Source organism: Paenibacillus sp. D51F, from assembly GCF_053345695.1.
On record NZ_JBKFAO010000018.1, the window covers coordinates 1 to 12,945 of the forward strand.

Consider the following 12,945-nt stretch of genomic DNA (forward strand, 5'->3'; position numbering starts at 1 on the left):
GGCCTCGCGCGGCCTCGAGCCGCTGCTCGCCGCCGCGCTGCCGCCGCGCCTGCTCGCCGCGGCGCTCACGCTCGCCGGCGTGCTGGCCGGCGGCGCGGCTTATGCCGCCGCCTTGCTGCGGCTGGGCGGCGTCAGCGCCGCGGAGCTTCGCCAGCTGCCTGGCGGCGAGACGCTCGAAGCCGGGCTGCGCCGCCTGAAGCTTCTGCCTCCGGCCTGAAACTCGCAGCTCAGACCCAGACCTAAATATTGTTGCTGTTATAAGGGCAGGCTTCCCGGGGAGGCTCAGCACTCAAAATAAGCTGCATGAGCGCTCCAAAAAACTGTTATTTGCCTATAGCATGGTGGTTAGCCATCATTTTCGCGTCCGATGACAACGACTCTTCCTTACGGGAACTGCCTCATAGACTCATAGTAATAGTACAGGAGCAAATCAAATGAACGGCATGTGGCATTTCGACGAATATCGGACATAGGATCCGTTATTTGCCCTTAAAATGGGTTTTTCGCAATTTATCGGACATAAGATCCGTTATTTGTGAACTTTTATCAAGATAGCGAGAGTGGAGAAGGAAATAGCGGAACCAATGTCCGATAGCCCAGCCACGGGCACGAAAACGGTCAAATAGCGGAACCAATGTCCGATAGCCCAGCCACGGGCACGAAAACGGTCAAATAGCGGAACCGATGTCCGATAGCCCGGCAGCGGACACGTAATCCCCCATGCCCTCCGCCCAGCTTAACGCCAATTCCCTCTGCCGCTTCCGCATTATCCCTGCCCAAAACCGAGTTTGAGGTTAAAATATCCTTATTTTCGGCCTCTGGAACCGGTCCGGCTTGCTTCCGGGGCTCGGGACAAGTAAAGTCAGAGGAGGGCCAAGCGCATGCGGAAGCCGCCCTTACCGGGGCTTTAGCTTCTTCTTGCCTCATAGAGCGCTCTTCTTCGTCCCAAAAGGAGGCATTCACAGCCATGACATCCGGATCATCCAGCCTGCCGGGAGCGGCTGAACACATAACGGCCCGGCCGTCCATCACCGTAGCCGGTCTCGGTACTGGCGACGCGGACCAGCTGACGCTGGGCATATGGCGGAGGCTGCAGGCAGCGGCCAAAGTCTATGTCCGCACCGAGAAACATCCTATGATGAGCATGCTTCACGAGCAAGGCATCGCCGTGGAGCCGTTCGACCGGTTCTACGAGGAATCGGATTCATTCCCGGAGGTATATGACCGGATCGTCGCCGAGCTGGCTTCCCTGGCCAAGGCGGACTTCGAATCGTCCGGCTCCGGCATCCTGTATGCCGTGCCCGGCCACCCGATGGTCGCCGAACGCACGGTGCAGCTGCTGCGTGAGGTTTGTCCGCAGGAGGACATCGAGCTGACCGTTCTCGGCGGCGAGAGCTTCCTCGACATGGCCTTCACCCGGCTCGGCTTCGACCCGATCGAGGGCTTCCAGCTGCTCGATTCGGCGGAGCTCAAGACGTCGATGCTGCGGCCGCAGCTGCATACGCTGATCGGCCAGGTCTACGATGCGTTCACCGCGTCGGACGTCAAGCTGACGCTGATGGAGCGGTATCCGGAGGACCATCCGGTCGTCATCGGCCATGCGCTCGGCGTGCCGGGCGAGGAGCGCATTCTCACCGTGCCTCTGTACGAGCTCGACAGGGGCCAAGAGTACGGCAATCTGAGCCTGATCTACATACCGGCCAGCTTCGATGAGCGGCTGCAGAACCGCAGCTTCGACCGGCTGCATGAGATCGTCTCCATTCTGCGCAGTCCCGGGGGCTGTCCGTGGGACCGGGAGCAGACTCATCAGTCCATCCGCAAGAACTTCATCGAAGAGCTGTACGAGGCGCTCGAAGCGATCGACCAGGACGACCCTGACGGCATGCGCGAGGAATTCGGCGACGTCATCCTGCAAGTCATGCTTCATAGCCAGATGGAAGAGGAGACCGGGGCGTTCAACGTCTACGACGTCATCCAGGAGCTGAACGAGAAGCTCGTGTTCCGCCATCCTCATGTGTTCGGCGATACGGGAGCTTCGGATTCCGGAGAGGCGCTCGCCAGCTGGGAACGCATGAAAGCCGAGGAGAAGCGGATCAAAGGCCGGGACGGGGACCGCATCTCCGTACTGGACGGAATTCCGCAGGATCTCCCCGCGCTTATGCGCGCTTACAAGCTGCAGAAGAAGGCCTCCAAGGTCGGCTTCGACTGGGACGAGCTCGGTCCGGTCCTCGCCAAGATCGAAGAGGAGCTTCGCGAGGTGCGGGAGGCTGCGGCGCTTGGAGACAAGGACGCCCAGGCCGGCGAGCTCGGCGACCTGCTCTTCGCGGTCGTCAATGCGGCCCGTTTCCTGGATGCGGATCCCGAAGAGGCGCTGGCCCGCACGAACGCCAAATTCCGCAGCCGCTTTCTCTATATCGAGGAGCAGCTCCGTATAAACGGCAAATCTTTTGACCAGACTGATCTACTAGAAATGGATCGCTGGTGGGATGAAGCGAAGAAGAAAGGTTAATAGCCTCCGTTCGACCCTATTCGCGGCTTCTCGACTCTTTTCCGCAAAAAAATTTGGGCAGGCAGCAGGATTTCTCCGTTCTTGAGACGAATACGTTACCCTCGTAAAATTTTCTCTCATGCTCTTGGGCACCGCTTGCGGGAGAGAAGGCAAGAAGCGGCAGGAAGCCGCCGCCTTGTCCGTCAATAAGGGAACGGCTGCTGCTTGCACAGGGCAACTGTCGCACTTTACATGAACATCCATTATCGGGAGGAAATTACTATGAACAAGAACGACCTGATCAACAGCATCGCAACGAAAAGCGGCCTGACCAAGCGCGACGTAGAATCCGTACTCAACAGCTTCCTCGGCGAAGTGACCGACGCCCTGGCATCCGGCGACAAAGTCCAACTGATCGGCTTCGGAACGTTCGAAACCCGCACTCGTTCCGGCCGCACCGGCCGCAACCCGCAAACGGGCCAAGAAATCACGATTCCGGAATCCAAAGTTCCGGCATTCAAAGCCGGCAACAAACTGAAAGAAGCCATCAAGTAAATTGCGTCTGGACAAATTCCTCAAGGTCTCCCGGCTCATCAAGCGGCGCACGGTCGCCAAGGATGTGTCGGAGCAAGGCCGGGTATGGGTGAACGGCCGCGAAGCCAAGCCGAGCAGCTCGGTCAAAGCCGGTGATGAGCTGCGCATCCAGTACGGGCAGAAGTACATCACCGTCCGCATCGAGCGGACGGCGGAGACGACCCGCAAGGACGAGGCTGCGACGATGTACACCTTGCTCAAGGAAGAAGCGCGCGAGCGGGAGGATGACGGCCTCGGCTTCTAGCCGTGATTCCCGAGACCCTCCATGCCGCGGGCGCGAATGAATAAGCCGATTGGAATGCAGGCCATCTGCATTCCAATCGGCTTTTTTGTCATGTTGTCAAGAAAATTTGAGAGAATGGCTATTATAGGGTTGACTCGACGAGCGTGCTTTATTATAGTGAACAAGGGGGTAAGTGATAATGATTCTCATTCTTATACAACTAAAAGATTTACAACTACATAGGCCTATGGAGATTTTCAGCCGGTGAGAATGGCCATTCTTTTGCCGCTGCTGGTGATTCTGTCTTTTACCTCCCTGTTTATCGGCGTGCAGCAGCTGTCTCTGACCGATCTGTTCTCCCTGACGGCCGACCAGAAGGAGCTCATCTGGATCAGCCGGATGCCGAGACTGATCAGCCTGATCATCGCCGGCATGAGCCTCAGCATCGCCGGCCTCATCATGCAGCAGCTCAGCCGCAACAAGTTCGTCTCCCCGTCGACGTCGGGAACGATGGAGGCCGCAGGGCTCGGCCTTCTCGTCGCGCTGCTGGTATTCGACAGCGCGAGCATGATGCAGAAGATGGCGATCAGCTTTGCCTTTGCCTTGGCCGGAACCTTCGTCTTCATGAAGATGCTGGAGAAGATCAAGTTCAAGGATGCGGTGTTCATTCCGCTTGTCGGACTTATGTTCGGCGGCGTGCTGGCCAGCGTGACGACCTTCTTCGCGTACAAATACGACCTCATCCAGAGCGTGAATTCCTGGATGCAGGGCAGCTTCTCCGGCGTGCTGAGAGGCCGCTACGAGCTGCTGTACATCAGCGTGCCGGCGACGATCGCGGCTTATCTGTTCGCCAGCCGCTTCACCATCGCGGGAATGGGCGAGGAATTCTCGGTCAACCTAGGCATCAGCTACAGCAAGATCGTCAACATCGGCCTCGTCCTGATCGCGCTGATCAGCTCCTCGGTCATCCTGACCGTCGGGTCGATTCCGTTCCTCGGGCTGATCGTCCCGAATCTCGTCTCCATCTTCCGTGGAGACAACCTGCAGCGCAACCTGCCGATCACGGCCGTCTTCGGCGCGATATTCGTCATCGGCTGCGACATTCTGAGCCGTGTCCTCATCCGCCCCTACGAGCTGCCGATCAGCCTGATCGTCGGCGTTCTCGGCAGCATCATCTTCCTGTACCTCATCATGAGGAGGGATGCGTATGCAAGCTGAGGCGTCCCGCGGATTGTCCGTGAAGAGCAAGCTGCTGGTGCTCGCAGGCCTGGCCGCCGTCATGGCGGCGCTGTTCCTTACGTACGGGGTGGACGATTGGAGCTACGCCCTTCCGAGAAGGCTCAAGAAAGCGGCGGCGATCGTGCTTACCGGCTTTGCGATCGCCTTGTCGACCGTAATCTTCCAGACGATTACGAACAACCGCATTCTGACGCCGAGCATTATCGGACTCGATGCGCTCTATAACTTGCTGCAGACGATCATCGTGTACGCATTCGGGGGCATGGCTTTCCTTGTCGTCAGCAAGCAGGCGAACTACCTGCTGTCGATCGTGCTCATGATGATTTTCTCGGCTTTGCTTTACCGGCTCATGTTCCGCCGCGAGAACAGCAGCATTTACCTGCTGCTGCTCACGGGACTCATCTTCGGCACCTTGTTCCAGAGCGGTTCATCCTTCATGCAGGCTCTCATCAATCCGGATGATTTCCTGGTCGTCCAGGCCAAGATGTTCGCCAGCTTCAACAACATCGAGTATGATCTGCTGGCGTTGTCCTACATGCTGATCGGAGCCGTCCTGCTGTGGTACTGGAGGCTGTCCAAGTACATGGATGCCTTGTCCCTCGGCAAGGATCACGCGCTCAATCTTGGCATTCCTTACGAGCGGGTCACACGACAGCTGCTCATCATCATCGCGGTGCTGGTCGCCGTATCGACGGCGCTTGTCGGTCCGATCACCTTCCTGGGCCTGCTCGTCGCCAACACGGCCTACCAGTTCCTCGGCACGTATCGCCATCCCGCTCTGATAACGGGCGCGGCGCTCGTCAGCTTCATCGCTCTCCTCGGAGGCCAGTTCCTGGTCGAGCATGTGTTCACCTTCTCAACGACAATCAGCGTCATCATCAACTTTGTAGGCGGAGCCTATTTCCTCTACCTGCTGCTAAAGGAGAATCGAGCGTGATTGAAGCCAGATCCGTATCCAAGAGTTATGCCGGCAAAAAAGTCATCGACGGCGTGTCGGTCACGATCCGTCCGGGAACGATCACCTCGTTCATCGGTCCGAACGGCGCAGGCAAGAGCACGCTGCTGTCGATGATGACCCGCCTGATGGCGCATGACGAGGGCGAGGTTCTCGTCGAAGGCAAGCCGATCGGCTCCTGGGACAACAAGGAGCTGGCGAAGAAGCTCTCCATTCTCAAGCAATCCAATCATATCAATGTCCGGCTTACCGTCCGGGAGCTGGTCAGCTTCGGCCGCTTTCCTTACTGTCAGGGCCGTCTTCGCAAGGAAGACTGGGCTTACGTCGAAGAAGCCATCGATTATATGGAGCTCGGTCCGATGCAGCATAAGTACATCGACCAGCTCAGCGGGGGACAGCGGCAGCGCGCGTATATCGCGATGGTCGTCGCCCAGAACACGGAGTATATCTTCCTCGACGAGCCGCTCAACAATCTGGACATGAAGCATGCCGTCGGCATCATGCATGTCCTGCGCCGCCTGGTGGAGGAGAAGGGGAAGACCGTCATTCTCGTCATCCATGACGTCAATTTCGCAAGCTTCCACTCGGATCATATCGTCGCTCTGAAGGACGGAAAGGTCGTCCAGGAAGGCACGACATCAACGATCGTCACGCAGGAAGTGCTCAAGGAGCTGTACGGGATGGATGTTCCGATCCAGGAAGTGGACGGCAGGCGGGTATGCGTTTATTTCGGCTGAAGAAGCAAGCGGAAATTCCAACTATGACTATATGGGGGCAACACATATGAAAAAGATGAAATGGCTCTCCTTGGCTGCGATCATGGTGCTGACGCTGGTGCTGTCGGCATGCGGCTCCTCGAATTCCAACAACGGCGGCAGCGCATCTCCTGCTCCAACGGCTTCCCCCGAAGCGAGCCCGGCAGCCCATGCAGGCGGCGAAGCGGCAGCGGACGGCGGCATGGTCACGATCAAGCACAAGCTCGGCGAAGCGACCATCGCGAAGAATCCGCAGAAGATCGTCGCCTTCGACTTCGGCGCTCTCGATACGCTGGACGCGCTTGGCCTGGAGGCGAATATCGCGGGCGTTCCCGCGACAAGCCTTCCTGCTTACCTGGAAAAGTACAAGAGCGGCCAGGTTGCGAACGTAGGCGGACTGAAAGAGCCCGACTTCGAGAAGATCAACTCCGTGAAGCCGGACCTGATCATCATCAGCGGTCGCCAGCAGGACTCTTATGACGAATTCAGCAAAATCGCTCCGACTCTGTTCGTCGAGCTGGACCAGACCGATTATTTCAACTCCTTCTCCACCAACGTGAAGACGCTGGCAAGCCTGTTCGGCAAGGAAGCCGACGCGGATGCGAAGCTGGCCGAGATCAAGACGAGCGTGGATGCCGTCAGCGAAAAAGCGAAAGCGGAAGGCAAAAAAGGCCTGATCGTGCTGGCTGCGGGCGGCAAGCTGAGCGCGTACGGAGTAGGCTCGCGCTTCGGCATCATCCACAACGCCATGGGAGTAGAAGCTGTAGATCCGACGTTGAAGGTTGAAACGCACGGCCAAAGCATCACCTCCGAATTCATTGGCGAGAAAAATCCGGATTATCTGTTCGTCATCGACCGCGACGCCGCTCTAGGCGAAGGGGACAACGCGAAGGGCGTCATCGAGAATGAACTCGTGAACAAAACGAATGCGGCCAAGGAAGGCAAAATCATCTACCTGAGCCCGCAATACTGGTATCTCTCCGGCGGCGGACTTCTGTCCGTGTCCGAAATGGTGAAAGAAGTCCAAGCCGGCATTTAAGTTCAGGACAAGGCATACAATAAATTTCGGGAGGCGTCTGTTTCAACTCTCCGGCAGGAGGTTAATGATGCCTACCCCCCACTCCTATAGGTTCTAAAACTCGTCCCCTCCTAATAAGCATAGGCTTATAAGGAGGGGACGAGGCATGATTGAACCTGTAAAAGGGCAGAAGCGGCAAGAGGTCAAGATGCTCAACCGCAAGCTGCTGGAGATAACGGGCGTACTCAACGTCGAAAGCTTCGACAACGAGGAGTTTTTGCTCGAGACAGAGCTTGGCTTTCTAGCCATTCGAGGCCAGAATCTGCATATGAAGCATCTCAGCCTGGAGCAAGAGCTCGTCGCGATCGAAGGGCTTGTCCATTCTCTCGCCTACCTGGACGGAAGCCAGAGCGCCAAATCCAAGGGATTATTCGGGAAGATCTTCAAGTGACGCTGGACACCCAAGGCTGGACGCTTGCCATGATGATGGCGACAGGCCTGCTGATGGGAGGCGTGTTCGACGGATACCGGGTCGTATCCCATGAGCTGCGCTTTCCCCGGTGGATTTTGCCTGCGCTTGATATCGGCTATTGGCTCGCGGCGGCGCTTGCCGCCTTCCGGATTCTGTACGCCACCAACAACGGCGAGGTGCGGGCGTATGTATATCTTGGAATCCTGATCGGGATCTGCTTCTACTTTCTGGCTCTGAGCGGGACGGTCATCGCGCTGGTCCGCTGGCTGATCGTCGCGACCAGAGCGGTCATACGCTTTTTGCTGCGCTGCATGGATCTGCTGCTGATTCGGCCTGTCATAGGCATCTACCGGATTCTTCGGGTTTTGGCCGGATTTTTGGTTGTCTTTTCTATTTTCGTGGTGAAGATTGTGCTACAATTATTGAGACCGCTCGCCAAATTGATTCTCTGGATGATCCGCCCGCTGACGCGGCCGCTCCTATCATGGCTGCAGGGAATAATGATTCGCTGGAAGGTGCAGGAGACTGCCCGCCGCGTGTCGAATGGATTCATTCAGGCTTGGAAGAGGCTTTTCCGCAAGTGATTGGAATGCTTTCCGGTCCTTCAAGCCTTAATCTACACGATGGAACGGGAGGAAATCACGTGACGGATGGTTCGCGCAGAAGATACAAGCTATGGCTTCTGTTCATGACGGTAGTTCTAGCGTGGGCAGGGTATACCCTGTTCTCTCAAATGCAGGCTCAGGCCGCGACTCGGGAACGTCTCGGGACCTCGGAAGCCCGCCTCGCGGAAATACAGAAGACGACGCAGGAGCTGCAGGCCAAGATCAAGCAGCTCAACGACCCGGAATATATCGCTCAGCTGGCAACCAAGCAGCAGGGACTCGTGAAGCCCGGGGAGCAGCTTATACAGCCTAATGACTAAGAAGCCTCAGGACAGCAGGGAAAGCAGGCTCGGGTCTGTTGACCTTGCTTTTGCGATTACGCTATAATTGATTCAAGCGTGCCCTCCTGAGGGAGGGTCGGCATGAACGGTCCCATGAGGAGCAGATCATGCTTCGCACATACTTTTAGGGAGGAACATTTTATTTTATGGCAATAGAAGTGGGCGCCAAATTACAGGGCAAAGTGACAGGCATTACTCATTTTGGGGCATTCGTCGATTTGTCGGGGGGTGTCACCGGCCTCGTACACATCTCCGAGATTGCCGATAACTACGTGAAGGACGTCAAGGACCATTTGAAGCTGGAGGATGTGGTGACGGTCAAAGTCATTAACATCGACCAAGGCGGCAAAATCGGTCTGTCCATCAAGCAGGCGATTGACCGGCCGGAAGGCAGCGCGCCACCTGCTCGCGAGCGCTTCAACCGCGAAGGCGGATCCGGAGGCCCGAGCGGCGGATTCGGACGCGGCCCAGGCGGACCCGGAGGTCCAGGCGGTGCCGGACGCGGTCCGGGCGGCGGCGGTGGAGGCTTCGGCGGCGGAGGCCGTGGACCTGGAGGCGGCGGCGGAGGCCGTCCGTTCAACAAGTCCGGCGCAGGCCGACCTGCTTTTGGCAAGCCCTCCTTTGAGGATAAGATGTCCCGTTTCCTAAAAGACAGCGAAGAACGGATCTCGTCGCTCAAGAAGAATACCGAAGGCAAACGCGGAGGACGCGGAGCCAAGCGGGTCTAACAGCACGCCGATCGGATAGACCCGGAGAACAGAGCCCTTTAGGGGGCTCTGTTCTTTTGCGTTTTGAGGACTTCGGGATGCTCGGCACCCTCTCCTTGACGGAAAACCGATGCTGCCTATCGGAATGACAATGAATACTGAGCCCTTAGACCCTATAAAGTTTCCGTGTTTATTCCAGAAGACCTAACGGAGACTCTCGATTTTGACGATGATATTTGAATATAGCATCAACCAGATTGCGGAGGTTATCGATCATGTGCAAACCAGGCGGCAGCGGGGGAGAAGAAGGGTTCACTCTGGTCGAAATCATGGCCTCGATCGTGATCCTGTCGGTCGTTTCGTTGACGCTGAGCGGGTTTTTCATTCAAGCGATGTCCTATGCCAAGCATAACCAGAGCAAGACGATCGCCGTTCAGCTCGGACGCAACGCGCTCTCCTATCTCCAGAAGCAGCCTTTCCAGCCGCTCAAGGATTATCTATCGGAAAAGGAGGATGGCGCCTCGCCTCGGATTCTAAGCGGCGAAGCCTGTTTGGATCCATCCGAACAGGAAGCATGCCAAGGATTGGCTAAAAATCCGGCCGTCCTCCAGCAGGTTCTGCATCCTGCCATCAACGGAGTTCTGTATACGGTATCAGTACGTTATCAGGAGAGCCTTGCTCCCGGACTCCAGCTCGCCCCCGACGAGCTGGATGAAGTGCGCAAGGGAGATGGAATGCAAAGCCAGATCGGCCGTTATCTGCTGCCTGTCGTCGTGACGGTCGCTCCGAATTCGGGAAGCCCCGGCGACAGCGTGGAAGTGGAGGGGTATTTGATCGATGAAACGATTCGTTGACCGTCTCCGCAGGGAGGATGGAGGGTTCACGCTGATCGAGCTGATTGCCGCTCTCAGCCTGCTGTCGGTTGTCCTGGGCGTTATCTACGCGACGATTACGTTCGGAATGAGCTCCTATGAGCGGGTAAAGATCCAGAATTCCCTGCGTGATGAAGGCGATCTGGCGATGACGGCCATTATGACCAAGCTGTATGCTTTCGGTCCGGCCGAGTTGTCTCAGCTGGGCTCGGGGAGCGGTGTCGAGCTTATTCCTGCTCTTGCGGTCGCAGGAGCGCCGCAGCAGGAATCGATTTGGATTGCAAAGGATAATCAGGGCAAAGGACAGCTGTACATGGGCAAAAAGGCCGGCTCGGAAGAGATGGAATCCGTCTCCGGACAGTCTCTGGCACTGACTTCTTCATTGGTGACGGAGGGCGAGAAGGCCTCGTCAATCGTACTCACCTGCGAGGGAGCCGGCAATAAATGCGCCAGCGGATTGCTGACGATCCGGCTGAGATTGCAACAAACCTACGGGGGGCGGGATTATGCGCTTGATCTGGAAAGCAGATTCGGTTTCTAGGGGACGAGGCAGCCTTCTTGGAGACGAGCGCGGTTCGTCCTTGCTGCTCGTCGTGTTTCTCATTCTCCTGCTCTCCATGCTCGGAGTGGCCGTGCTGGGAGCTGCCCTTGGAGGGGCGATGCGGACGGAGCGCAGCGAGGAGAACGTGCAGAGCCTTCATCTGGCGCAGAAGGGGCTGGACGAAGCAATCGCCGTCATTTACGAGAGGTTCAACAACCGGACCATCGATCCCGATGATCTGGGCAACCAGCTGACGAGCTTTACGCAGAGCTTCAATGAGCAGCTCGATAATGGGATTTCGACCGGAGCGATGAAAGGCGACAGCGAGTTGTCAGCGGGAGCGAAGCCGTTCTATCAGGTTGTCAGCGTACGCTGCACAAAAGAAGAGGAGGGGACGGGGCGCTGCCTTCCTCCCGGATCCAGCGGAGCGGAGGCGAATTACCAATACTCACTGACCGTGACGGCCGAGGCGGAGGTGGATGGAGCCAGGCGCCGGCTGCAGCAGGTCATCGTTCTCGATACATATCCCGATTTCCTCAAGTATGCATTCGGCACCGAGGGATTGCTGACCGTCAATGGCGCTCCCTACTTCATGGGCAATCTGTATGCCGGTCAGGGACTCCGGATGAACGATACAGCGGAATACATCTACAATTCAGCGGCACGGACGCAGACATCCCAGTTCATGTTCCTGGGCGCCAAGAAGGATAAGGACAACAAGGACATCGCCGGCTCCGGAAGGCTGATTACCGGTGCTCCGTTGAATTTGAAATATGGTTATGGACAAACGTACAGGAATAGAGGGGAAATTCCGAGCGGCTATGATCTTCCCTACGACAAGGATCTGGAGAAAGCGGTTGATTTTCCCGAAAAGGATAAGACCAAAAAGCTCGTCGATGTCATCGATCCTATGCCGCCTCAGAAGTTCGTGTCCATCGACGTGCTGAGCTCCTTCCTCGACAAGGTGCGGGATTCGCTCGGGAATTCAGTGAACGACCCGAAAGAGGTGCGTACGGTCATCCAGGATGTGTATGCAAACAATCAAGCACCCGGCCTGATTCAACTGCTGCTGGATAAGAACTATAGCGGAGCTTATGAAAAGCTGGGTTCGATGCCTACGCTTCGGGAGGAGCCGAAGCTGCCGGACATTCTGCTTAACCAGACGCCGAGCCCGGATCCAGTCGTCCCAGAAGATGGAGAAACGGAGGGCGGGATTCCAGATGGTGGAACGCCTGTCTCTGTCAATCTGCCCTCAGATGAGTATGAGGATGCTCTTGCCCGTTATCAGGCAGATCTCCTCGCGTATGAGCAAGAAAAAGCAGCTTACCAGATAAGCATGGATGAGCTGGCCGTTAAGCTGGCTTCCCTGGGCGACACGGCTCAGGGAAGCCCGGGATCAGCCATTCTCGATGGTTCCCTGGAGCTCGGTCCCAGTCTGAAGACCGTTGATTTTGCCAACAAGGGACGCAACAATTGGCTGATCGTGAATGGGGATTTGATTCTGCGAGGGAACAAGCAGGATGCGACGGATAAGCTGCTGCTGCGGGGCAATCTGCTCGTCACCGGCAATGTCCAGATCTCGGGTGATGTAGATGTCGACGCCACCATCCTGACGCTCGGACGCACGGATATCCGCGACGCCAAAATCCGTGGTCTGAAGACGGACGGGCAGGCCGGAAGCAAGAAGGAACTCGTGTTGATCGGGCTCGGTTCTATCGACCTGTACCGGGTGGATTCATTCCAACAGCTGGACGAGCAAGGGTATAATTCGGCATCCGAGCGCGAGCAGCAAGTGCTGGACGCGTTCCTGTACACGGACAGCTCGGCCAGCCTATACGGTGTAGGCAGCGCATTTTGGATGAACGGCGGCTTCTTCGCCAAGCGCAATCTGACGCTCAACGCCACTCTCGGCACCACAATGGAGAACGCGGCTGAGGACCGGCTGGGTTTTGCGGAACAGACCGGTCTTGGCAAGGAACAAGCGCGTTTCATCATCGAATACAACGATCAAGTCTTTGCCCATCAGAATGTCGCTCTGCCGCGCGTGAACAAGGTCCGGCTGACAACGGGGCCGCTTAAGCTTCTGTAGAACAATAAAAGTTAAAATAATAACCAACCCCCGCAATCCCTGCGGG

General features: G+C 57.0%; 14 protein-coding genes and 1 pseudogene. All 15 read left to right on the forward strand.

Going from position 1 to position 12,945, the window contains the following annotated elements:
- Positions 1 to 217 (forward strand): annotated as a pseudogene (locus tag ACLBWT_RS21370) (polysaccharide biosynthesis protein); the annotation flags it as partial.
- A 750-nt stretch (positions 218 to 967) separates the two neighbouring features.
- On the forward strand, positions 968 to 2,509 hold the full coding sequence (gene yabN, locus ACLBWT_RS21375; protein WP_447665142.1) for a bifunctional methyltransferase/pyrophosphohydrolase YabN: 1,542 nt from the start codon (positions 968 to 970) through the stop codon (positions 2,507 to 2,509).
- 231 nt (positions 2,510 to 2,740) lie between these two features.
- Positions 2,741 to 3,043: an HU family DNA-binding protein gene (locus tag ACLBWT_RS21380; protein ID WP_159442458.1), complete on the forward strand. Its 303-nt coding sequence runs from the start codon at positions 2,741 to 2,743 to the stop codon at positions 3,041 to 3,043.
- 1 nt (position 3,044) lies between these two features.
- Positions 3,045 to 3,326, forward strand: coding sequence for an RNA-binding S4 domain-containing protein (locus tag ACLBWT_RS21385; RefSeq protein ID WP_021881315.1), 282 nt, complete (start codon positions 3,045 to 3,047; stop codon positions 3,324 to 3,326).
- A 243-nt stretch (positions 3,327 to 3,569) separates the two neighbouring features.
- Positions 3,570 to 4,523 carry an ABC transporter permease gene (locus ACLBWT_RS21390; RefSeq protein WP_447665143.1) on the forward strand — a complete coding sequence of 318 codons (954 nt, stop codon included), beginning with the start codon at positions 3,570 to 3,572 and terminating at the stop codon, positions 4,521 to 4,523.
- Between the two features lie 13 nt (positions 4,524 to 4,536).
- Positions 4,537 to 5,481 (forward strand): iron chelate uptake ABC transporter family permease subunit, encoded by a 945-nt coding sequence (locus ACLBWT_RS21395; RefSeq protein ID WP_447665189.1) that lies wholly within the window; start codon positions 4,537 to 4,539, stop codon positions 5,479 to 5,481.
- Positions 5,478 to 6,236: an iron ABC transporter ATP-binding protein gene (locus ACLBWT_RS21400; RefSeq protein ID WP_447665144.1), complete on the forward strand. Its 759-nt coding sequence runs from the start codon at positions 5,478 to 5,480 to the stop codon at positions 6,234 to 6,236. Before ACLBWT_RS21395 ends, ACLBWT_RS21400 begins: the two co-directional genes overlap by 4 nt.
- Before the next feature lie 46 nt (positions 6,237 to 6,282).
- Positions 6,283 to 7,293: a siderophore ABC transporter substrate-binding protein gene (locus tag ACLBWT_RS21405; protein WP_447665145.1), complete on the forward strand. Its 1,011-nt coding sequence runs from the start codon at positions 6,283 to 6,285 to the stop codon at positions 7,291 to 7,293.
- A gap of 145 nt (positions 7,294 to 7,438) precedes the next feature.
- Positions 7,439 to 7,723, forward strand: a complete 285-nt coding sequence (gene yabP, locus ACLBWT_RS21410; RefSeq protein ID WP_447665146.1) for a sporulation protein YabP — start codon at positions 7,439 to 7,441, stop codon at positions 7,721 to 7,723.
- A complete protein-coding gene (yabQ, locus tag ACLBWT_RS21415) occupies positions 7,720 to 8,328 on the forward strand; it encodes a spore cortex biosynthesis protein YabQ (RefSeq protein WP_447665147.1) in 609 nt (202 codons plus the stop codon). Before yabP ends, yabQ begins: the two co-directional genes overlap by 4 nt.
- 59 nt (positions 8,329 to 8,387) lie before the next feature.
- Positions 8,388 to 8,669 (forward strand): FtsB family cell division protein, encoded by a 282-nt coding sequence (locus ACLBWT_RS21420; RefSeq protein ID WP_447665148.1) that lies wholly within the window; start codon positions 8,388 to 8,390, stop codon positions 8,667 to 8,669.
- A gap of 167 nt (positions 8,670 to 8,836) precedes the next feature.
- The gene (locus ACLBWT_RS21425) at positions 8,837 to 9,418 is read left to right on the forward strand and encodes a S1 domain-containing RNA-binding protein (RefSeq protein WP_447665149.1); all 582 of its coding nucleotides are present in this window, start codon (positions 8,837 to 8,839) and stop codon (positions 9,416 to 9,418) included.
- Between the two features lie 254 nt (positions 9,419 to 9,672).
- Positions 9,673 to 10,251, forward strand: coding sequence for a type IV pilus modification PilV family protein (locus ACLBWT_RS21430; protein ID WP_447665150.1), 579 nt, complete (start codon positions 9,673 to 9,675; stop codon positions 10,249 to 10,251).
- Positions 10,235 to 10,810: a PulJ/GspJ family protein gene (locus ACLBWT_RS21435; protein WP_447665151.1), complete on the forward strand. Its 576-nt coding sequence runs from the start codon at positions 10,235 to 10,237 to the stop codon at positions 10,808 to 10,810. The genes ACLBWT_RS21430 and ACLBWT_RS21435 overlap by 17 nt, the downstream gene beginning before the upstream one ends.
- Complete coding sequence (locus ACLBWT_RS21440) at positions 10,776 to 12,899, forward strand: hypothetical protein (protein ID WP_447665152.1); 2,124 nt, start codon at positions 10,776 to 10,778, stop codon at positions 12,897 to 12,899. Before ACLBWT_RS21435 ends, ACLBWT_RS21440 begins: the two co-directional genes overlap by 35 nt.
- The last annotated feature ends 46 nt before the right edge of the window (positions 12,900 to 12,945 follow it).